This is a genomic window from Bradyrhizobium liaoningense (assembly GCF_018130955.1).
GTDB classification, from domain to species: Bacteria; Pseudomonadota; Alphaproteobacteria; order Rhizobiales; family Xanthobacteraceae; genus Bradyrhizobium; species Bradyrhizobium liaoningense_C.
This window is the reverse complement of the sequence record NZ_JAFCJM010000004.1, coordinates 44,850-65,069: the sequence shown is the minus strand read 5'-3', so window position 1 is coordinate 65,069 and position 20,220 is coordinate 44,850. Positions and strand designations below refer to the sequence as shown.

Annotated in this window: 18 protein-coding genes; 5 read left to right on the top strand and 13 right to left on the bottom strand. The window is 65.5% G+C overall.

The window, feature by feature from the left end; all coding sequences use genetic code 11:
- Positions 1–138 precede the first annotated feature (138 nt).
- Positions 139–1,395: a DUF763 domain-containing protein gene (locus tag JQ632_RS04525; RefSeq protein ID WP_212401084.1), complete on the top strand. Its 1,257-nt coding sequence runs from the start codon at positions 139–141 to the stop codon at positions 1,393–1,395.
- Here the strand turns inward: JQ632_RS04525 and JQ632_RS04520 are convergent.
- The 3 genes from JQ632_RS04520 to JQ632_RS04510 all read right to left on the bottom strand — a co-directional run bounded on the left by JQ632_RS04520 (position 1,284) and on the right by JQ632_RS04510 (position 4,110).
- Positions 1,284–2,603, bottom strand: a complete 1,320-nt coding sequence (locus tag JQ632_RS04520) for a cytochrome P450 (protein ID WP_212401083.1) — start codon at positions 2,601–2,603, stop codon at positions 1,284–1,286. The genes JQ632_RS04525 and JQ632_RS04520 overlap by 112 nt on opposite strands.
- A 273-nt stretch (positions 2,604–2,876) precedes the next feature.
- Positions 2,877–3,197: a hypothetical protein gene (locus JQ632_RS04515; protein ID WP_212401082.1), complete on the bottom strand. Its 321-nt coding sequence runs from the start codon at positions 3,195–3,197 to the stop codon at positions 2,877–2,879.
- A 139-nt stretch (positions 3,198–3,336) separates the two neighbouring features.
- Positions 3,337–4,110 carry a ferredoxin--NADP reductase gene (locus tag JQ632_RS04510; protein ID WP_212401081.1) on the bottom strand — a complete coding sequence of 258 codons (774 nt, stop codon included), beginning with the start codon at positions 4,108–4,110 and terminating at the stop codon, positions 3,337–3,339.
- Positions 4,111–4,259: 149 nt separating this feature from the next.
- On the opposite strand from JQ632_RS04510, the gene JQ632_RS04505 reads away from it, so the two are divergent.
- Positions 4,260–5,456, top strand: coding sequence for an amidohydrolase family protein (locus JQ632_RS04505; protein ID WP_212401080.1), 1,197 nt, complete (start codon positions 4,260–4,262; stop codon positions 5,454–5,456).
- A 190-nt stretch (positions 5,457–5,646) separates the two neighbouring features.
- On the opposite strand, the gene JQ632_RS04500 is transcribed toward JQ632_RS04505, so the two are convergent.
- Complete coding sequence (locus JQ632_RS04500; RefSeq protein WP_212401079.1) at positions 5,647–6,252, bottom strand: hypothetical protein; 606 nt, start codon at positions 6,250–6,252, stop codon at positions 5,647–5,649.
- 2 nt (positions 6,253–6,254) lie between these two features.
- Here JQ632_RS04500 and JQ632_RS04495 point away from each other — a divergent pair, with 2 nt between their 5' ends.
- A complete protein-coding gene (locus JQ632_RS04495) occupies positions 6,255–6,755 on the top strand; it encodes a DUF2306 domain-containing protein (protein WP_212401078.1) in 501 nt (166 codons plus the stop codon).
- Here the strand turns inward: JQ632_RS04495 and JQ632_RS04490 are convergent.
- The 8 genes from JQ632_RS04490 to JQ632_RS04455 form a co-directional block, all read right to left on the bottom strand.
- Positions 6,679–7,134, bottom strand: a complete 456-nt coding sequence (locus tag JQ632_RS04490) for a MarR family winged helix-turn-helix transcriptional regulator (RefSeq protein WP_212401077.1) — start codon at positions 7,132–7,134, stop codon at positions 6,679–6,681. The genes JQ632_RS04495 and JQ632_RS04490 overlap by 77 nt on opposite strands.
- Before the next feature lie 19 nt (positions 7,135–7,153).
- On the bottom strand, positions 7,154–7,858 hold the full coding sequence (locus JQ632_RS04485; protein WP_212401076.1) for an ABC transporter ATP-binding protein: 705 nt from the start codon (positions 7,856–7,858) through the stop codon (positions 7,154–7,156).
- Positions 7,855–8,646, bottom strand: coding sequence for an ABC transporter ATP-binding protein (locus JQ632_RS04480; RefSeq protein ID WP_212401075.1), 792 nt, complete (start codon positions 8,644–8,646; stop codon positions 7,855–7,857). The genes JQ632_RS04485 and JQ632_RS04480 overlap by 4 nt, the downstream gene beginning before the upstream one ends.
- On the bottom strand, positions 8,643–10,532 hold the full coding sequence (locus JQ632_RS04475; RefSeq protein WP_212401074.1) for an ABC transporter permease: 1,890 nt from the start codon (positions 10,530–10,532) through the stop codon (positions 8,643–8,645). Before JQ632_RS04475 ends, JQ632_RS04480 begins: the two co-directional genes overlap by 4 nt.
- 195 nt (positions 10,533–10,727) lie before the next feature.
- Positions 10,728–11,930, bottom strand: a complete 1,203-nt coding sequence (locus JQ632_RS04470) for an ABC transporter substrate-binding protein (protein ID WP_212401073.1) — start codon at positions 11,928–11,930, stop codon at positions 10,728–10,730.
- A 22-nt stretch (positions 11,931–11,952) separates the two neighbouring features.
- Positions 11,953–12,537 (bottom strand): amino acid synthesis family protein, encoded by a 585-nt coding sequence (locus JQ632_RS04465; RefSeq protein WP_212401072.1) that lies wholly within the window; start codon positions 12,535–12,537, stop codon positions 11,953–11,955.
- A gap of 15 nt (positions 12,538–12,552) precedes the next feature.
- Complete coding sequence (locus JQ632_RS04460; protein WP_212401071.1) at positions 12,553–13,452, bottom strand: UPF0280 family protein; 900 nt, start codon at positions 13,450–13,452, stop codon at positions 12,553–12,555.
- Positions 13,449–14,903 carry a 6-hydroxynicotinate reductase gene (locus JQ632_RS04455; RefSeq protein WP_212401070.1) on the bottom strand — a complete coding sequence of 485 codons (1,455 nt, stop codon included), beginning with the start codon at positions 14,901–14,903 and terminating at the stop codon, positions 13,449–13,451. The genes JQ632_RS04460 and JQ632_RS04455 overlap by 4 nt, the downstream gene beginning before the upstream one ends.
- 255 nt (positions 14,904–15,158) lie before the next feature.
- Between JQ632_RS04455 and JQ632_RS04450 the strand changes: the two genes are divergently transcribed.
- Together JQ632_RS04450 and JQ632_RS04445 are read left to right on the top strand one after the other, a co-directional pair.
- The gene (locus tag JQ632_RS04450; RefSeq protein WP_212401069.1) at positions 15,159–15,641 is read left to right on the top strand and encodes a (2Fe-2S)-binding protein; all 483 of its coding nucleotides are present in this window, start codon (positions 15,159–15,161) and stop codon (positions 15,639–15,641) included.
- On the top strand, positions 15,641–19,174 hold the full coding sequence (locus JQ632_RS04445) for a molybdopterin cofactor-binding domain-containing protein (protein ID WP_212401068.1): 3,534 nt from the start codon (positions 15,641–15,643) through the stop codon (positions 19,172–19,174). Before JQ632_RS04450 ends, JQ632_RS04445 begins: the two co-directional genes overlap by 1 nt.
- On the opposite strand, the gene JQ632_RS04440 is transcribed toward JQ632_RS04445, so the two are convergent.
- The gene (locus JQ632_RS04440; RefSeq protein ID WP_212401067.1) at positions 19,167–20,159 is read right to left on the bottom strand and encodes an MBL fold metallo-hydrolase; all 993 of its coding nucleotides are present in this window, start codon (positions 20,157–20,159) and stop codon (positions 19,167–19,169) included. The two genes, JQ632_RS04445 and JQ632_RS04440, sit on opposite strands and share 8 nt — an antisense overlap.
- Positions 20,160–20,220 lie beyond the last annotated feature (61 nt).

Below are 20,220 nucleotides of genomic sequence, written 5' to 3'. Positions count from 1 at the left end.
AAGTTTCGAAATCCAGGAAAGAAAGCGCGCGTGGTCTTGCGTAAATTGACAGCAATCCCTGCCAGGAAAGGCGCAGTTGAGAAGCCACGAGACTAAGCTGGCGGACAGTTCACCTGGACCGCGCTATGATCGGCACCCATGACTCGACGCACCGGCAGCGCTGATCTCCCTCTCCACGGCGGACGTGTCCCGCCGTGGCTGGCAAGTCGTATGGCCTCCCTCGGCACCATCATCACGCAGGCCATCGTGCTTCACTATGGCCGCGACGCCTTCCTGCAACGGCTGTCTCATCCGTTCTGGTTTCAATCCTTCGGCGCCGTGATGGGGATGGACTGGCATTCCTCCGGCATCACGACCTCGGTGATCGGCGCGTTGAAGCGCGGGCTTGGCCCCGTGCAGGATGAGCTCGGCATCTATGTCTGCGGCGGCCGCGGCCAGCATTCGCGCAAGACGCCGGACGAGCTGATGTCGCTCGGCGACCGCGTCGGCTTTGACGGCGCGGGCCTGACGCGAGCGAGCCGTCTGGTGGCGAAGGTCGACAGCGCCGCGGTGCAGGACGGGTTTGATCTCTATCTGCACGGCTTCTTCGTCACCGCTGATGGCAAGTGGACGGTCGTGCAGCAGGGCATGAACGGCGACAAGCGCCAGGCGCGCCGTTATCACTGGCATTCCGAGGCGCTCAGGAGTTTTGTCGACGCACCGCACAGTGCGATCGACGGCCCCGAGCAGGGCCAGATCGTCAACCTCACCGACCACCGCGCCGACGTCTCGCGCACCGCGCAGCTCGAGCTGCTCACCGAGCTCGGCCCGGACCGCATCGTCTCCGAATTCGAGCGGCTCAGCGGCACCGAGCCGGCGCAGGGCATGCTGCCGCATCTGATCATGCCCGCGCATCATGACGTTCGGCCGAAAGACGTGTTCGCACGCCGCCTGCACGGCACCCTCGCGGCCGCGGCCGAGCGCGGCCCGGTCGATTTCCCTGAATTGCTGCTCACGCCGGGCGTCGGCGCGCGCACCGTGCGTTCGCTCGCCTTGGTCGCCGAGGTCGTGCATGGCGCGCCCTATCGCTTCCGCGATCCCGCGCGCTTCTCGCTCGCCCATGGCGGCAAGGACCGCCATCCCTATCCCGTCCCGATCAAGGTCTATGACGAGACCATCCGCGTGCTGAAGGACGCGATCCAGCAAGCCAAGCTCGGGCGCGAGGAAGAGATGCAGGCGATCAAGCGGCTGGACGACCAGGCGCGGCGGCTGGAGCGCACGGCAACGGGACCGTCCGTGGAGGCTTACATCGCCGGCGAGCGCGTGGCCTCACCCGAGCTCGACGGTCGTTCCGTGTTCGGCTGGGAACGCGATCTCGTCTCGTCCAAGAAGTTGCCTGACTCCTCGACACGCTGACGCGCGCCCATAGCGACCAGCAGCTTCGCAATGGCGCGGATGCCCGGCCGCTTCCGCCAATGAATTTCAGAAGGATCGACGGCAAGCGCAAGCCCGGGCCAGCGCGCGAACAGCGCCTGTAGCGCACAGGCACCTTCGATCCGCGCGAGCTGATGGCCGAGACAGAAATGGATGCCTGTCCCGAACGACATGTGCCGGTTGGGTTTTCGCGCGAGATCGGGTACATCAGGATGTTCGTGGACGTCAGGGTCCATGTTCGCCGCGGCGAGCATGACCATGACGCGGTCGCCCTTCTTCAGGCGCGCGCCGGCGAGTTCGACATCCCGCCGCACGTAACGCGGTTTCGAGAATTGCACCGGTGAGACGAAGCGCAAAAACTCCTCGACAGCGAGGCCGATACGGCTCCAGTCCTCCTCCAGCCAATCGCGGAGTTTTGGATTCCTCAGCAGCTCGTAGACCGAGCCGCTGATCAGATGCGTCGTGGTCTCGGAGCCTGCGGCCAGCAGCAAAAACACCATCGACACCATTTCGCGTGGCGTGATGCGGCCGCCTTCCCGTTCGACCTGGACCAGTTCGGCGATCAGACCTTCGCCGCCCTGGGTGCGGGCGACCTGGAGCTGCCCTTCGAGATAGCGTCGCATCTTGCCGAGGGCGAACAGCATGCGGACAAAGCCGAACACATTGGTCAGCCCCGCCATCGAATTGGCCCAGGCGATGAACCGGGGACGGTCGGCCTGCGGCAGGCCCAGCAGCTCGCAAATCACGGACAACGGCAAAATGCGTGCATAGCGCTGCACGAGATCGGCAGGGCTGCCGTCGGCGAACAGGCCTGCTGCCAGTTCATCGGCGATGGCGCGGATGCGCGGCTCCATCGCCACGATGGCGCGGCGGCGAAACGCCTCGTCCACGATGCTGCGCAGCCTCGTGTGATCAGGCTCGTCCATGGTCAGCATGTTGTTGGCGAGGGTGGTGAGGAGCTTTGGCATCCACCAACGGACGCCAGCGATCTCACCGCCCTCCTTGCGCAGCGTGAAGATGGTGCTGTCCTTCAGCACCTGCGCAGTCGTCTCATAGGTCGTGGTGACCCAGACGTCGCCGACCAGTGGAAACCGAGTTGCGACGACCGGGCCAGAGGCGCGGAGCGTCGCGATACCCTTCGCGGGATCGCGGAAAAAGGCGTCGCTGGTGAAATCGATGCGCGGCGTCATGGATCACCGGCCCTGTTGTTGGCGCCTCATCCAGATGGTGGGCGCCATCGCAGGTGCAAGGGGAGGAACTCTCTACCTCGCCCCGCTTGCGGGGAGAGCATAGGCCGCCTTTGGCGGCCGTTCCTAAGAACGCCGAAGCGGAGCTTCGGCTATGTTCGATCGCAGATCGAATTCGGGTGAGGGGGACTCTCCGCGTGTCCGACTCTCACCGCCCCGGGGGAGACTCCCCCTCACCCCAACCCTCTCCCCGCAAGCGGGGCGAGGGAGAACAGATCAGCCGCGCCCCGGTGAGCGCGGGCCGGATTTGCGCTGGCTGGTGTAGGAGTCCCAATTGCTCCAGCTACCATTACTGAGGCTTTGCAGGTCGGTCGCGAGCGGCCGGCGCGTGCGCTTCTCGTAGTCGGCGATCGAACGCTCCGACTGCACAATTTTGCGCTTCAGCTCCGCGATCGCCTTCTGGGTCGCGCCGTCCCGCTTCGAGGAGGCGATCTCGCCGATCGTGAAGCGCGCGGTTTCCAGCGCCTTCAACTCGGCGCGGTTCTTCTTCAACTGGACCCGGTGCCAGGCGATATTGCTGTCGCTGTCCGCAACCATGTGGAACTCCGCTGATTCGGCTTTCCCATAGTAGCGTCTGCCGAATCGGCGGGGCAACGGTGCCGCGGCGGCGAAAATGCGGCTTTGTTGCCCGGCAAATTCTGCCCTGGAGCCGATATCCACTTCGCTGGAAAGCGCTCTACCGCTCGGCAAAGGCCTTTTCGACCACGAACTGGGCCGGTTCGCCGTGGTTGCCCTCGACAAAACCGCGCTCGCCCAGGAGCACGCGGGTGTCGGCCACCAGTGCCGGGCTGCCGCAGATCATGACGCGGTCATTGGCGGCCTCGATCGGCGGCAGGCCGATGTCGGAAAAGAGCTTGCCCGAGGTGATGAGGTCGGTGATGCGGCCGCGGTTACGGAAGGGGTCGCGGGTCACGGTCGGATAGTAGATCAGCTGGTTCTGGATGTACTCGCCGAGCAGCTCGTCCTTCGGCAGGGTCTCGGTGATCATCTCGCCATAGGCGAGTTCTTTCACGTGCCGGCAGCCGTGCAGCAGCACCACCTTCTCGAAGCGCTCGTAGGTCTCGGGGTCCTTGATCACGCTGAGGAACGGCGCGAGGCCCGTGCCGGTGCCGATCAGATAGAGGTTGCGGCCCGCTTCGAGGTTGTCGATCACGAGCGTGCCGGTCGCCTTGCGGCTGACGATGATCTCGTCACCCTCTTTCAAATGCTGGAGGCGCGAGGTCAGCGGGCCGTCCAGCACCTTGATCGAGAAGAATTCGAGCGTGTCCTCGTAATTGGCGCTGGCGACGCTGTAGGCCCGCAGGAGCGGCTTCTCGCCGACCTTGAGGCCGATCATGGTGAATTCGCCGTTGCGGAAGCGGAACGTCGGGCTTCGGGTGGTCTTGAAGGAGAACAGCGTGTCGGTCCAGTGGTGAACGCTGAGGACGCTTTCCTGGTTGAAATTGCTCATCTCACCCTGCCCTTGCCTCTCGCCGTGATTGTCGGAATAATATCATTCGTGTACTATCGTTCGTATACAAATGAATAATCCGGCTTGATCGATCGGTCAAGGCGGGTTCAGATCAAGAGCGTTGCAGATAGGGATAAGGAACCATCTCCATGGCGCATGACGCACCCCAGGCCACCGGGCCTTCCAAGCTCGTGATCCGCAACATCGGCCTGCTGCTGTCCGGCGCCCTGGAAAAGCCGATCCTGGATGCCGACACCATCGTCGCCGAGAACGGAAAAATCACCGCGATCGGCCGCTTCAAGGACGTCGACACCGCGGGCGCGACCACGATCGTGGACGCCAACGGCACCACGGTGGCTCCCGGCCTGATCGACAGCCACGTCCACCCGGTTGCGGGCGACTGGACGCCGCGGCAGAACCAGATCAACTGGATCGACAGCTACCTGCACGGCGGCGTCACCACCATGATCTCGGCCGGCGAAGTGCACATGCCCGGCCGCCCCCGCGACGTCGTCGGGCTGAAGGCGATGGCGATCTTCGCCCAGCGAGCCTTCTGGACGCTGCGTCCCGGCGGCGTGAAAGTTCATGCCGGTGCGCCCGTGATCGAATGCGAGATGGTCGAGGAAGACTTCAAGGAGATGGCCGCCGCCGGCGTCAGGCTGCTGGGCGAAGTCGGCCTCGGCGGCGTCAAGGACGGCCCGACCGCGCGGAAGATGGTGGGCTGGGCGCGCAAATACGGCATCCAGAGCACGATCCACACCGGCGGGCCCTCGATCCCCGGCTCCGGCCTGATCGACAAGGACGTGGTGCTGGAAGCCGACACCGACGTCGTCGGTCACATCAATGGCGGCCACACCGCACTGCCCGACGACCAGATCCGCTGCATCTGCGAGGGCTGCAAGCGCGGGCTCGAGCTCGTTCACAACGGCAATGAGCGCTCCGCCCTGTTCACGCTGCGCACCGCGCGCGAGATGGGCGATTTGCACCGCGTCATCCTCGGCACCGACGCGCCGGCCGGCTCCGGCGTGCAGCCGCTCGGCATTCTGCGCATGGTGTCGATGCTGTCCTCGCTCGGCGAGCTGCCGGCCGAGCTCGCTTTCTGTCTCGCCACCGGCAACACCGCGCGGATGCGCGAGCTCGACTGCGGCCTCATTGAAGTGGGCCGTTCCGCCGACTTCGTGCTGATGGACAAGGCGCAGCACTCGCCGGGCAAGAACATCCTCGAGAGCGTGCAGCTCGGCGACCTCCCCGGCATCGGCATGACCATCATCGACGGCATCGTACGCACCCAGCGCAGCCGCAACACGCCGCCGGCGGGCAAGGTGCCGGAGATCGTGGCGAAGTAGACATCGGAGCAGATCCGTCTATCCTGAGGCGCTCGCCTTGCGCAGCAAGGTGAGCCTCGAAGGATGAATCGGCCGAGATGCAGCCGGGCCGTCGCCCTTCGAGGCTCCCCACACGGCGCGTTGCGCCGCGTGGCTCGCACCTCCAGCGACAATGGCTTCGCCATTGCGCGGGGGTGACGGCGAGCCAGCGTCAGGAGACCTTGGCATCCAGGCGGCACTGCGCGTCCCCGACGCGCACAAGCGCCGCCATGAACGGATAGGTGCGGCGCCACGGCTCAAACTTGTTTCCGCTCTGGCCCTTCAACAGCATGCGAAGGCCCTGCTGATCGAGCTCAGCCGACACGGAATAGGGTTGGGCCTCCGCCGCCAGCTCGAGGCGGCCGACCAAGCGGCCGCCACGCGACCGACTCTCCTCGATGCGCAAGGCGACACGGCCGCAGGTGCTTTCTCCGGTGACTTCGACGCCGCACCAGCCGCCGGCGCATTTCGATATGTCGAGGATCAGATTCCTGGTGTCGTCCTTCCAACGCCCGGCGAAATCGGCTACGGAAACGCCAGCGCCGACGGCAGGCGCAATGTGGCCGACAATCGCTGCGGCGATCAGGGCCCTGAACGGTACGAGGAGCGCTGATTTGGAGCGAGCCGAACCGCAACCGATTGCGCCGCTGTCCGGATTGCGGCGGCGCGCAGTCGGCCTTGCCAAGGTCGTCGCCTTCATCATCGTGTCCTCTGTGATCATTTTGGCGGGAATGACGGCGATCGCCCTCGGGTCAGGATCGCGCGTCAGGGCTGGCACTCATGCTTATCCCGCTTGCGCTGCTGCTGCGCCGTCGCACGTCTCTGCACCGTCCGATCGGCCGCTTCGCGTTCTGTTGCATCGTGGTTGGCGCGCTGAGCGCTCTTGCCGTCGCCCTGGCCAGCGAAGCCACCGCCGTCGCGCGCGCGGGCCTGTTCGTGCAGGGCGTAACATGGCTCGCACTGGCCGTCGCCGCGGTCCATGCCATCCGGTCCGGCAATGTCGCAAGCCATGCGCGGCGGATGATTGCCGTGGCCGCGATCGCGTCGGCCGCCATCTGGCTGCGGCTGGTGACTTCAGCGGCAACGGTCCTCATGCTGCCATTCGACGAAGTCTACGGCATCGCGGCCTGGATGTGCTGGATCGTACCGCTGGCCATTGCGCTCGCATGGACGAAGCGGCCCGCTGCCGCCAACAAGACCGAGTTCACCGCAGCTTGTTCAACAGCGCCATCAGCGTCTCGCGCTCCTTGGCGTCGAGCGGCGCCAGTGTCTCGCGGGTGATGGCGAGCGCGCTGGGCGCGACCTTTTCGGCGAGCTGCTGACCGGCGCGCGTCAGGCTGACCTGCAGGCGTCGGCCGTCCTCGGGATCGGGGCTGGTCTCGGTCAGCCCGCGCGCGGTCAGTCGGTCGATCACGCCCTTGATGGTCGCGACGTCCATCGCGGTGAGGCGCCCGAGCTGGTTCTGCGAGCACGCGCCGGTCTCGGCGAGCTTCGACAGCGCCGCCCATTGCGTCGGCGTGAGGTTGGTGCCGATGTCGCGGGCAAAGATCGCGCTGTGGCGCTGCCAGACCTGGCGCAGGATGAAGCCGACTTGCTCGTCGAGCACATAAGGCAGCTTCGCCGGCTTGACACTCTTCTTGACTGCGACACCCCTCGCCATCAGCCCCGCCCTTCCCCGCTTACAACGACAGATGCGCGTCGCGGATGTCCGGGCGCGCGTCGAGCTCGGCCATCGTACCACCGAAACAGATTCGGCCGCGCTCGATGATATAGGCGCGATCGGAAATCAACCGGGCAAAATGCAGATTCTGCTCGGAGACGACGATGCTGACGCCTTCCTTCTTCATGGTGAGGATCGCGTCGACCATCTGCTCGACGATCTTCGGCGACAGGCCCTCCGACGGCTCGTCGAGCAGCACCAGCGACGGATTGCCCATCAGCGTGCGCGCGATGGTCAGCATCTGCTGCTCGCCGCCGCTCATGCGCCCGCCCGGGCGGTTGCGCATCTCGCTCAAATTCGGAAACAGCGCGAACAGCTTTTCGCGAGTCCAGTGCGGCGCGTTCGGCCGCTTGGGCTGGCGGCCGACCTCGAGATTCTCCTCGACCGTCAGGTCGGTGAAGATGCGCCGCTCTTCCGGCACGTAGCCGAGCCCGCCGCGCACGATCTCGTGGGTCGGGCGCGCCGAGACGTCCCTGCCCTCGAACTCGATGCGGCCGGTGCGTTGCGCGACGAGGCCGACGATGGAGCGGAACGTCGTCGACTTGCCGGCGCCGTTGCGCCCGAGCAGCGCAACGACTTCGCCCTCGCCCACCTCGAGCGCGATATCGAACAAAATATGCGCCGGGCCGTAATAGCTGTTGAGGTCCTGAACTGCGAGCTTCATGCCGGCGTCCCCTCGCGATGGCGCGCGTCGTAGACCAGGCCCTCGCCGAGATAGACCGCCTGCACCTGCGGATTGCTCCGCACCGCCTCGGGCGAGCCTTCCGCGATCAGCGTGCCGCGATTGAGCACGATGATGCGATCGGCATGCTCGAAAACGACGTCCATGTCGTGCTCGGTGAAGAGCACGCCGATCGACTTTTCCCGCGCGATTGAAGCGGTGAGCCGCATCAAATCGATGCGCTCGCGCGGCGCCATGCCCGCCGTCGGCTCGTCCATCAACAGGAGTTTTGGCTGGTTGGCGAGCGCGACCGCAAGCTCCAGCCGCTTGAGATCGCCATAGGCGAGCTCGCCGCAGGGACGGTCGGCATAGCCTCCCATGCCGACGAGCTCCAGGAGCCGGCCGGCCTCCTCGCGCGCGACCCTTGCCGCGGAGCCCACGAGATTGAACAGGCGCTGCTCGTGCGAGATCAGCGCCACCTGCACATTCTCGCGCACGGTCATGGTCGCGAACGTCGCGGTGATCTGGAAGGTGCGCCCCACACCCAGCCGCCAGATCTCGCGCGGCTTGCGGCCCGTGATCTCCTCGCCGAGCAGGCGCACATGGCCGGAGTCCGGACGGTTCTGGCCGTTGAGCATGTCGAAGCAGGTGCTTTTTCCCGCGCCGTTCGGGCCGATCAGCGCCAGAATCTCGCCGGCGCGGAGTTCGAACGACACGCCGCGCACGGCATGGATGCCTCCATAGGACTTGGTCAGGCCTTCGACCGCAAGAAGTGTGGGTGCGACGCTCATTCGGCGGACTCGATCGGCTTGGCAAGGATGGTTGGTCCCGGAGGCGCAAGCGGCTTGCGCCGCTGCAGCAGCATCTCCAGCGTGCCCACGATGCCCTTGGGGAAGACGACGACGATCAGCATGATGAAGGCGCCGAGCACGAGCTTTGACAAATCGGTCTGGCTGACCAGCCAGATGTTGAGCGCCTTGTAGACGATGGCGCCGATAACAGCACCCGACACCGTCTCGACGCCGCCGAGCAGCACCATGACCAGCGCATCGACCGACAGCGAGATGCCGAGATTGTCGGGGAAGACGCTGCCCTTGAGGTAGGCGAACAGCGCGCCTCCGATCCCGGCGGTGGTGCCCGCGATCACGAAGGCGGTCCATTGCATGCGCTTGGCGTTGATACCGACAGCCTCGCTGCGCAGCAGCGAGTCACGCGTGGCGCGCAGCGCGTAGCCGAACGGCGAGAACACGGCGATGCGCAAGCCGCACGTCACAAGTGCTGCAACGCCAAGTGCCAGCCAGTAGAAGTGCGAGGGGCTCGCCGCCCACTTTTCGGGCCACAAACCCAAGATGCCGTTGTCGCCGCCGGTGACGCTGACCCACTGGAAGGCGATCGACCAGACGATCTGCGCGAAGGCGAGCGTCAGCATCGCAAAGTAGACGCCCGAGAGCTGCACGGCGAAGAAGCCGAACACGGCCGCGCCCATGAGGCCGAGCAGCGGCCCGAGCAAGAGGCAGACGATCATCGGCAACCCCGCCATTTTTGCGAGGAACGCGATGCCGTAGGCTCCCAGCCCGAAATAGGCGGCGTGGCCGAAGGATGCGAGGCCGCCAACCGACATCAAAAAGTGCAGGCTGACGGCGAAGATGACGAAGATCGCGATCTCCGAGCCCACGGTCAGCGCATAGTTGCCGGCAAACAGCGGCAGCGCCGCCGCAACGATCAGCGCGGCCAGTGCTCCCAGCCGTTCGTTTTGCGTCAGCGGACGCCAGGGATTGACGGTCAGGCCAGGCGTACGCCGCGCCGCCGCCTCCGGCTTGCCGAACAGGCCCCAGGGCCGCACGATCAGCACCACTGCCATTACCAGGAAGACCAGGATGATGGAGATCTTTGGGAAGATCAGGATGCCGAAGGCGTTGAGCTCCGACACCAGCACGGCCGCGACGAAAGCGCCGACGATGCTGCCGAGTCCGCCGATCACGACCACGACGAAGACTTCGACGATGATGCGCAAGTCCATGGCGTGATGCACGGCATCGCGCGGGATCTGGAGTGCGCCGCCGAGGGCTGCGAGGAACACGCCGACGGCAAAGACCGAGGTGAACAGCCATTTCTGATTGACGCCGAGCGCTGCGACCATGTCGCGGTCCTGCGTCGCCGCGCGCACCAGCACGCCCCAGCGCGTGCGCTGGAACAGCAGCCAGAGAATGCCGAGCACGACCGGGCCGAGGACGATCAGGAAAAGATCGTAGCTCGGGATCGCCTGGCCGAAGAAATCGACCGCGCCCTTGAAACCCGGCGCGCGGCGGCCGACGAGATCGTCGGGCCCCCAGATCAGGACCACGAGGTCCTGCACCATCAGCGTCAGGCCGAAGGTTGCGAGCAGCTGGAAGAGTTCGGGGACGTGATAGATGCGCCGGAGCAATACCATCTCGACGAGCACACCGATCAGCGCCACCGCGAATGCCGCGACGACGATGCCGCCCCAGAAGCCGAACGCGCCGGAGAAGCGGTCGGTCAGCGTGAACGCGATGTAGGCGCCGATCATGTAGAAGGCGCCGTGCGCAAAATTCACGATGCGCGTCACGCCGAAGATGATCGACAGGCCCGAGGCCACCAGGAACAGCGACGCTGCGCTGGCAAGTCCCGTGAGAAACTGTACGACGTAAAAGGCCATCTTCGGTCCGGGTCAGGTTTGAAATCACCTCGCCCCGCCCTTGCGGGGAGACGTCTTGGTAGGGCTTCGTAGGGTGGGTTAGCCTTGCGATTGCGCGAAGCGCAATTCGCTGGGCGTAACCCACCTCTTCTGGTTCCGCGGATGCGGACAGTGGTGGGTTACGCCTTCGGCTAACCCTCCCTACGAAGAAGGAAATCAGTCCTTCGGACGCAGCTTTTCGACTTCGGCATCGCCAGGCAGATAGTCGGAGCCCTTCTTGTAGGCAGACTCCACCATCACGCCCTTGCCGTCCTTCAGCGCGGTCTTTCCGACGAAGGCACCGAGGGTCGACTGGTGATCGATCTTGCGGAAGGTGACCTCGCCGAGCGGTGACGGCACCGAGAGGCCTTCGGCGGCGGCGATCAGCTTCTCCGGATCGGTCGAGTTGGCCTTGGCTAAAATAGCGGCGGCCGACTTGATGGTCTGGTAGCCGACGATCGAGCCGAGGCGCGGATAGTCGTTGTACTTGGCCTGATAGGCCTTGAGGAACGCATCGTGCTCGGGCGTCTTGATCGAGTACCAGGGATAACCGGTGACGATCCAGCCCTCCGGCGTTTCATCCTTGAGCGGATCGAGATATTCCGGCTCGCCGGTGAGGAACGAAACCACCTCGCGCCCCTTGAACAGGCCGCGGGTGTTGCCCTCGCGCACGAGTTTGACGAGATCGGCGCCGAAGGTGACGTTGAGAATGGCCTCGGGATTTGCGGCGGCAACCGCCTGCACCACCGGACCTGCGTCGATCTTGCCCTGCGGCGGCCACTGCTCGTCGACCCACTGGATATCCGGACGCTTCTCCGACATCAGCTTCTTGAACACGGCTACGGCGGACTGGCCGTATTCATAGTTCGGCGCGATCGTCGCCCAGCGCTTGGCCGGCAGCTTGCTGGCGGCTTCCACCAACATCGCGGCCTGCATGTAGTTGGAGGGGCGCAGGCGGAAGGTGTACTTGTTCCCCTTCGACCAGGTGATGGCGTCCGTCAGCGGCTCGGCTGCGAGGAAGAACACCTTCTTCTGGTTGGCGAAGTCGCTGACCGCGAGGCCAATGTTCGACAGGAACGTGCCCGCGAGCATGGCGACGCCTTCACTCGACACGAGCTCATTGGCCGCGGTCTGCGCGTCGGCCGGCTTGCCGCTGTCGTCCTTCGAGACGACGACGAGCTTTTTGCCGTTGATACCGCCGGCCGCGTTGATCTCTTCCACCGCAAGCTGCCAACCCTTGCGATAGGGCTCGGTGAAGGCCGGCAACAGCGAATAGCTGTTGATCTCGCCGATCTTGATGTCCTGCGCCATGGCCGACTGAGCCATGCCGCCGGCCAGAAGCGCGAACGCCGCGCCGACAAAATAGTTTCTTGCTCGCATCCCAACCTCCACTTTGAAATGATTACCGAAGCCCGTCTTCGCCCTTGATTTCCGCAACCGTCAGCCCACCAACCCGCGGCAGCGGACGGCCGCTGTCGGTGACGGCAACCGCGACCATGATCTCGTTGGCGCGCGGCGCGTCGTTGATCTGCACTTCCATCCCGTCAAAGTGACTGCGCACGAAGGCCGCGTCCTTGTGGCCCAAGGGAATATCGAGCGTCGTGCCGGGCCCGCTGCGCTTCTTCGACGACGGAATCAACGCCGCGCCCTTGCTCAGCACTTTGCGCACCGGCGCGCCCATCTTCGGATGCAAAATCGCGGCGGCGTGCTCCAGCTCGCCATTCTCGCCGACGGCCGCGGCCTTGCCATAGCTCTGCACCTTTGCGCCATCGATGCCGAGCGCAGCCACCGCGCGCTTGGACAGGAGATCGCCGAGCTCCTCGCCGATCGCGATCAGCGGCGCGAGGTCCTCGACATATTGTCCGGCAAAGGGATTTTCGATCACGGCGATCGCGGCCGCGCGGCGGGTGGGCGGCGAAACCTGGCGACCCATCTCCATCAGCGTCTCTTCGACGACGGTGACAATCTTGCGGATGATCGCGCTCATTGCTGTTGTTCCCGTTCAGGCATGGATCGCAGTCTCAGCGATGCGTCGGTGCGATTGCTTCAGCTCAATATCCTTAGGCCCGACGACCACCATATCACCACAAAGCCCGAGCACGGCACCCTCGATCAATCCGCGATCGAACAATTGTCGTGCACGTTCCGCGCCAGGCTCGAGCGCCTGGCGAATCTCGGCGTGCGACAATGCGCCGACGTCGCGGGTCACGAGCCGCGCGCCCAGATCACTGTCGGGCTGGATGTCGCTCGCGGGACGGCGGGTGATTGCGGGATGTCCGGGCAGATCGACCGCATTGGCGATGACGGTCGCCGCGGCATCCGCCTGCGACGCCGTCCGCGCCAGCACGGTCACGGCATCGGCGATCCCAAGCGAAAAGCTGCGGCCATGGCGTCCCGAGGTCGCCACCCCGCGCGCGGGATCATCGGCATCGACGATCAATTTCCGCATCACCCCGTCACGATCCGGCCGGTCCATCAGGCCGACGGTGAAATGCTCGCCGCGCGCAAGGTGAATGGCGATATCGCCGCCATTGTTGACATAGGCCTGATCGAGCGTCGCGGCGTTCAACATCGCGCCCAGAATTTCTTCCGCCACGCTGCCGGCAACGGCGGCCATGGGCGTGATGAAGCACTCGTCGGCAAAGGGTGCGACTGCGGCGTGCATCCGCCGCGCCACGACGCCCGTCAGCGGGCAAATCTCCGACATCGCCGGCTTGCGCAATTCGGTCAGCTCCGCGCAGAGCGCGTCGAGCAGTCCGGCGAAGCGGCCGGCCGCGGCCTCGTAGGCCGCGCGCACCTCGCCTCCACGTCCCCTCGCCTCGACGATCAGATCGATCGGACCATCCTGCAAATGCAGCCGCCGGCCATCAGACAGCAACGCGATTTGCGGGAGCCGTTTCATGCGCGGCGCCCCGGAAGCGGCTGCTGCCACGGCACCTGCCGCACATCGTCGCCGGCCTGCACCTCCGACAGCGGCCGCACATAATCCATGTGCCCGCCGAGCGCGGCATAGTCCGACAGCGTCATCGTGAACTCGATCGGCGCAACCAACGCCGGCGTCGGCACATAACCGAACGCACCTGCAGGCATCTGCGTGACGTCGACCATATAGGTGATGCCGCCGCCCGGCCAGACATAGACCGGCGCGCCGCCGCAGGTGACCCGCGTCAACGCGTCCTTCACCGATCGCGTCAGCCGCACTGGATTGTCGGTGACACCAGCCCGCAGCGAACCGCCGGCACCCGCCATGAACAGCACCGTGCAAAGCGCCGGTTCGCAATTCTCCTGGATACGCTCGACGGAGAACTTCAGGTCAGGCGGCATCTCCGTCTCGACCGGCTTCAAGGCCTCGTCGAGCACATAGTAGGATGCATGCTCGCCGGTCGTGGAGACCATCAGCATGGTCAGCCCGGCCTTGGCTTCCTTGGCGTCGAATGGCCCGAGGATCGACAGCGGGTCGGAAATGTCAGTGCCGCCCCACCCCGTGCCGGGATCGGCGACCTGGAAATAGCGGCCGGGCGTCGAGCGCCGGCCCTTCATCTTGATGCCGGTGTCGGCGATGTCGAGCAGCTTGCCGGCCTGGTGCTCAGAGAGCACGCCGGTGATGTGATCGTCGACCACGACGACCTCATCGACCTTGCCATGCCATTGCTTGGCGAACATGCCGATCGTTGCCGAGCCGCAGCCGACGCGCATGCGCTCTTCCTTGACGCCGTTGACGATCGGCGGCTGGCCCGCCTGCACCACCACGGTGGCGCCGCCGTCGATGGTGAGCTCGACCGCCTTGCAGTTGGAGAGGTCCATGAGCGTGTCGCAGGTGACGCGGCCCTCCTTCTTTGAGCCTCCGGTCAGATGGTGCACGCCGCCGAGCGACAGCATCTGCGAGCCGTATTCGCTGGTCGTGACGTGGCCCACCGCCTCGCCCTGCGCACGGACGGTCGCGGTCTCTGGGCCGAGATAGCGGTCGGTGTCGATCTTCACCTTGACGCCGCAATAGGAGAAGATGCCTTCGGTGACCACGGTCACCATGTCGACGCCGTCGACCTCGGACGAGACGATGAACGGTGCGGGCTTGTAGTCCGGATAGGTGGTGCCCGCACCGATCGCGGTGACGAAGGTCGAGGGCCCCTGGACGAGCTTGCCGTCCCAGTCCTCGCTGCGGCTGAACGGCACCAGCTTGCCGCCCTGCGAGACCGTGCGTTCGAGCACGATATGCGGATCGACGCGGACGAGCTTGCCGTCGTGATTGGCGTAGCGGTCGCAGGCCCCCGCCGCGCCCGGCTTGATGTAGCACATCACCGGACAGGCATCGCAGCGGATCTTGTCGGTGACGGCGCTCGTCGTTTCGCTCATGTGCAGGCGGCCCAGCAGATCATGGGGGCTTATCATTCGTATACGAACGATGTTGCGCGCGATGGCTGAGGCTGTCAAGCGGCCCTCCCACCGAAAAATGCGCACTGCCGAATAAAACCTCATTTGCCTCCGGTGCCTGTCCACAAAGCGGGCATCCTCGTTGCAGTGCGGCATGCGCCGCTTGCACGTTTGTGTACAAACGGTATCGTCGGCATCAGCGATTTGATGCGCATGCGCGCCGGGCTGGGAGCAACGATGACGCAGACACCGATCCGCCTCACCGTGAACGGCAGGATCCACGACGTCTCGGCCGCTGCCGATACGCGGCTGCTCTATGCGCTGCGCAACGACCTCGCACTCAACGGTCCGAAATATGGTTGCGGTCTCGGTGAATGCGGCACCTGTACTGTCCTGATCGACGGCAACGCGGCGCGCGCCTGCGTCATTCCGATCGGTGGCTGCGAGGGCCGCGACATCGTGACGCTCGAAGGCCTGGGCACTCGCGACAAGCCTGATCCCGTGCAGCAGGCCTTCATTGACGAGCAGGCCGCGCAGTGCGGCTATTGCCTCAACGGCATGATCATGACGACGAAAGCTTTGCTTGCGATCAATCCGCGGCCAACCGAGCGCGAGGCACTCGAAGCGCTGCGCTACAATCTCTGCCGTTGCGGCACCCATGTCGAAATCTTGCGCGCGGTGATGCGCGCCTCGGGTCAGCTCGCCGAGGCCGGTGATTGATGGCCTCCGATCCGCAGCAAGACACCGGGCGGCGATCCGGCTCGCTCGTCGTCCTCCGCACGCTGGACGACGGCACATCCGAGACGTTCATCCGCATCACCGCGGACGGTTCGGTCAGCGCCTATAACGGCCATGTCGATCTCGGCACCGGCATCCGTACCGCGCTCGGTCAGATCGTCGCCGAAGAGCTCGACGTGTCCTTTGCGCGCGTGGTGGTCGTGCTCGGCGACACGGACGTGGTGCCGAACCAGGGCGCGACGATCGCGAGCGAAACCATCCAGATCACCGCCGTGCCCTTGCGCAAGGCCGCGGCACAGGCGCGGCAGTTCCTGATCGGACACGCCGCAGCACGACTCGAGGTGCCGCTCGATGATCTCAGCATCGAGGACGGGCTGGTTCGCGGCAACGACAATCGCAGCGTCAGCTATGGCGAGTTGATCGGCGACGACACCATCCGCCTCGAGCTTTCCGACGACGTGAAGGTCAAGGCCGTCGGCGACTACGCAATCGTCGGCCAGTCGGTCCCGCGCGTCGACCTGCCGGCGAAGGCGACCGGCGAGCTCACCTTCGTTCACGACGTCCGGGTCCCCGGCATGCTGCACGGCCGCGTGGTGCGCCCGCCCTATGCCGGGGTCGACGGCGGGCCGTTCGTCGGCACCAGCCTGATCGCGGTGGACGAATCCTCGGTGCGCGACATCCCCGGCCTCGTCGCGGTCGTGCGCATCGGCGACTTCGTCGGCGTCGTCACCGAGCGCGAGGAGAATGCGATCAAGGCCGCCGAGCAGCTCAAGGTGAGCTGGAAGCCGACACCTACCCTGCCCGACCTCACCGATCTCGAGAAGGCGCTGCGCGCGCATCCCTCGACGCCGCGGACGCTGATCGACAAGGGCGACGTCGAGGCGGCGATATCAGGCGCGGCCAAGCCGATGCAGCGCACCTATGTCTGGCCCTATCAGATGCACGCGTCGATCGGACCGTCCTGTGCGGTCGCCGATTTCGCGGACGGTCGCATTCGCGTCTGGTCCGGCACCCAAAATCCGCACGTGTTGCGCACCGACCTCGCCCTCCTGATCGAGCGGCCGGAGACCGACATCGAGGTCATCCGGCTCGAGGCCGCCGGTTGCTATGGCCGCAACTGCGCCGATGATGTCACCGCGGACGCCCTGCTGCTGTCGCGTGCCGTCGGCCGGCCCGTGCGCGTGCAGCTCACGCGCGAGCAGGAGCATGCCTGGGAGCCCAAGGGCACCGCGCAACTCATCGACGTCAATGGCGGGTTGAACGCGGACGGCAGCGTTGCCGGTTATGACCTCGCAACGCGCTATCCCTCGAACGGCGCGCCGACGCTGGCGCTGCTGCTGACGGGGCGGATCGCGCCCGATCCCGCGGTGCTCCAGATGGGCGACCGCACGGCGATCCCGCCCTACGACTACGACCACATGCGCGTCGTCGCCCACGACATGCCGCCGATCGTGCGCGCCTCCTGGTTTCGCGGCGTCTCGGCGCTGCCGAACACGTTTGCGCACGAGTCCTATATCGACGAGCTCGCGACCGAAGCCGGCGTCGACCCGATCGAATATCGCCTGCGCTACCTGAAGGACCAGCGCGCAGTCGATCTCGTCAATGCGGTGGCCGAACGCGCAGGCTGGACGTCGCGCTCCGAGCGGGAGGAGAAGGACGGCGACGTCGTGCACGGCCGCGGCTTTGCCTACGCGCTCTATGTCCACAGCAAGTTTCCCGGCTTTGGCGCGGCATGGTCGGCCTGGATCGCCGATGTCACCGTGAACAAGTCGACCGGCGACGTCAGCGTGACCCGCGTCGTCGCGGGACAAGATTCGGGATTGATGATCAACCCGGACGGCGTGCGACATCAGATCCAGGGCAACGTCATCCAGTCCACCAGCCGCGCGCTGATGGAAGATGTCTCCTTCGAACGCGGCGCGGTGGCGGCGCGCGAATGGGGCGCCTATCCGATCATCCCCTTCCCCGACCTGCCCAAGATCGACGTGCTGATGCTGCCGCGGCAGGACCAGCCGCCGCTCGGCGTCGGCGAGTCCGCCTCCGTGCCGAGCGCGGCCGCGATCGCCAACGCGATTTTTGACGCCACTGGCGTGCGCTTCCGCGAGCCGCCCTTCACGCCCGAACGCATTTTGAAGGGATTGCGCGGCGAGGTACCGGCTGAACCGCAAGCGTTGCCGGCGCCCGCGCCACCATTCCGCATCTGGCAAAGTCCGTTCGCCAAGCGCACCGGCGTCTTTGCGACGATCGCCGCGCTCTGCACCGCCGCGATCGGTATCGCCGTCGCCATGCTGCCGGGCCGCGCCATCGCGCCGATCGCGCAGCCGGATGCGTCGGTCTATTCCGCCGCGACGATCGCGCGTGGCGAGCAACTGGCCGCACTCGGCAATTGCGCGGAATGCCATACCAGCCTCGGCGGCGCGGCGAATGCAGGTGGCCGCGCGCTGGAAACGCCGTTCGGCACGATCTACGCGACCAATATCACGCCCGACGTCGAGACCGGCATCGGCGCCTGGTCCTATCCCGCCTTCGAGCGCGCGATGCGCGAAGGGCTGCATCGCGACGGCCGGCAGCTCTACCCCGCCTTCCCTTACACGCATTATGCAAAGACCAGCGACGCCGATTTGCAATCGCTCTACGCCTATCTGATGGCGCAGCCCGCGGTACGCGCCACGACGCCGGCGAACACGCTTCATTTCCCGTTCAATCTCCGGCCATTGATTGCGGGCTGGAATGCGCTGTTCCATCGCGCCGGCGAGCTCAAGCCTGATCCCACCAAGTCCGAGCTCTGGAATCGTGGCGCCTATCTGGTCGAGGGTCTCGGCCATTGCAGCGCCTGTCACTCCCCGCGCAACGCGCTCGGCGCCGAGCAGCGCAAAGCGTATCTCGCCGGCGGCTTTGCCGAAGGCTGGGAGGCGCCGGCGCTGACCTCGCTGTCGCAGTCGCCGATCCCGTGGAGCGAGGACGAGCTTTTCGCTTATTTGCGCACCGGCCAATCACGCCTCCACGGCGTCGCGGCAGGACCCATGGCGCCGGTCGTGCGTGACCTCGCAGCGCTGCCCGACCAGGACATCCGCGCCATGGCGGTCTATCTCGGTTCGTTCAACGACACCGCGATCGACGCCCCCGCCGCGAGCGCGCTCGCCACCAGGCTCGAATCCGCGACGCAAGTCACCGTCGCCTCCTCGACCGGCGCACGGCTCTATCAAGGCGCCTGCGCCGTGTGCCACGAGATCGGCGGCCTGCCGCTGTTCGGCAGCCGCCCCTCGCTCGCGCTCAACAGCAACCTGCACAGCGCGACATCGGACAATCTGGTGCAGGTCATCCTGCACGGCATCGCCGAGCCTGTATCGAGCGACCTCGGCTACATGCCAGCGTTCAAAAACAGCATGAGCGATGCGCAGGTCGAAGAGCTCGTCACGTTCCTGCGCAAGCAGTTCGCGCCCGACAAGCCGGCGTGGAGTGGCGTCAGGGAAACAATTGCGCGTGTCAGAACAACGCACGACGCCGCTAGATAGCGCCGCTGAAATGAGCTTCGGCCTCAAGCCTCAGCCGGTCCGGCGTGTCGACGTAGCGCGGTGAATAGTGAAAGGTGGTGAGCCGCTTGACGCCCGCCTTGCGCGCGAGCCTGCCCGCTTGCGCAGCCGTGAGATGGCAGCGGCGCGCCGCGATCTCGGCGTCCGCCTCGGCGAATGCGGCTTCGATGTAGAGATGATCGGCCTCGCGAGCCAAGGTCAGGATGGCCTCGACATTGGCCGCCGTGAAGCAGACGTCTGTGACATAGACAATTCGCTCGCCAGGCGCGACTCTCAGCGCGTGCTGCTTCAATTCGCCGAGCGGAACCTCGCGGTCAGCTCCGACCTCGATCGGCGTATCATCATCTGCCCCGCGTCGTACTGCCTGTTTGGCGGCATTGAGCCAAGGACCGACCGGCACACCGAGATGCTCGAGCCCGCTCGTCCAGACATTGACCCGAACCTGCTCCTGGAGCGCGAAGGCCAGACAGGGAATGCCGTGGTCCAGGGTGCATGCCTCGACCGAAACATCGGCATCGGCGAATACTCTTCCGTGGAGCTGCGGCTGTCCATCGGCACGCGCAGACTGAAACCCGCGCTGCGCGGCGAAGCTGGTCCATCCGCCGAGCAGTCCGCCGCGGAATTCCGCGGCCAGGATCGTGAAATCGGCCGAGGTCTCATCGAGCAAGTTCCAGCTATACCCCGCGAGCTTTGCACCGATACCTTCGATCAGGCCCGGCGGTCCGACGATCCGCAATGCGCCTGACTGGTGCAGCTTGAAGCGCAACAGCTGGTCGAAGCCTGCAAAATGATCCATGTGGCGGTGACTGATGAAGACATCCGTCACCCGCAACAACTCGCGTGTCGACAAACTGGCGAGATCGCCGAGGTCGAACAGCATTGCGCGGCGACCGAACTGGAAATCGATGAACAGTCCGGGATCGCCGAATGGTGCGTTGATCAGCCGAGGTTGGACGAGTCTAGTCACGGCCTCATGCTAGACCAATCTCGCTATTTCTTCACCTCCACCGGAGGCGTGCCGTGGGTGT

Bases quoted from the DNA above. Each gene is read 5' to 3' on its own strand.
- JQ632_RS04525 (WP_212401084.1), top strand. From the start codon at position 139: ATGACTCGACGCACCGGCAGCGCTGATCTCCCTCTCCACGGCGGACGT.
- JQ632_RS04520 (WP_212401083.1), bottom strand. From the start codon at position 2,603: ATGACGCCGCGCATCGATTTCACCAGCGACGCCTTTTTCCGCGATCCC.
- JQ632_RS04515 (WP_212401082.1), bottom strand. From the start codon at position 3,197: ATGGTTGCGGACAGCGACAGCAATATCGCCTGGCACCGGGTCCAGTTG.
- JQ632_RS04510 (WP_212401081.1), bottom strand. From the start codon at position 4,110: ATGAGCAATTTCAACCAGGAAAGCGTCCTCAGCGTTCACCACTGGACC.
- JQ632_RS04505 (WP_212401080.1), top strand. From the start codon at position 4,260: ATGGCGCATGACGCACCCCAGGCCACCGGGCCTTCCAAGCTCGTGATC.
- JQ632_RS04495 (WP_212401078.1), top strand. From the start codon at position 6,255: ATGCTTATCCCGCTTGCGCTGCTGCTGCGCCGTCGCACGTCTCTGCAC.
- JQ632_RS04490 (WP_212401077.1), bottom strand. From the start codon at position 7,134: ATGGCGAGGGGTGTCGCAGTCAAGAAGAGTGTCAAGCCGGCGAAGCTG.
- JQ632_RS04485 (WP_212401076.1), bottom strand. From the start codon at position 7,858: ATGAAGCTCGCAGTTCAGGACCTCAACAGCTATTACGGCCCGGCGCAT.
- JQ632_RS04480 (WP_212401075.1), bottom strand. From the start codon at position 8,646: ATGAGCGTCGCACCCACACTTCTTGCGGTCGAAGGCCTGACCAAGTCC.
- JQ632_RS04475 (WP_212401074.1), bottom strand. From the start codon at position 10,532: ATGGCCTTTTACGTCGTACAGTTTCTCACGGGACTTGCCAGCGCAGCG.
- JQ632_RS04470 (WP_212401073.1), bottom strand. From the start codon at position 11,930: ATGCGAGCAAGAAACTATTTTGTCGGCGCGGCGTTCGCGCTTCTGGCC.
- JQ632_RS04465 (WP_212401072.1), bottom strand. From the start codon at position 12,537: ATGAGCGCGATCATCCGCAAGATTGTCACCGTCGTCGAAGAGACGCTG.
- JQ632_RS04460 (WP_212401071.1), bottom strand. From the start codon at position 13,452: ATGAAACGGCTCCCGCAAATCGCGTTGCTGTCTGATGGCCGGCGGCTG.
- JQ632_RS04455 (WP_212401070.1), bottom strand. From the start codon at position 14,903: ATGAGCGAAACGACGAGCGCCGTCACCGACAAGATCCGCTGCGATGCC.
- JQ632_RS04450 (WP_212401069.1), top strand. From the start codon at position 15,159: ATGACGCAGACACCGATCCGCCTCACCGTGAACGGCAGGATCCACGAC.
- JQ632_RS04445 (WP_212401068.1), top strand. From the start codon at position 15,641: ATGGCCTCCGATCCGCAGCAAGACACCGGGCGGCGATCCGGCTCGCTC.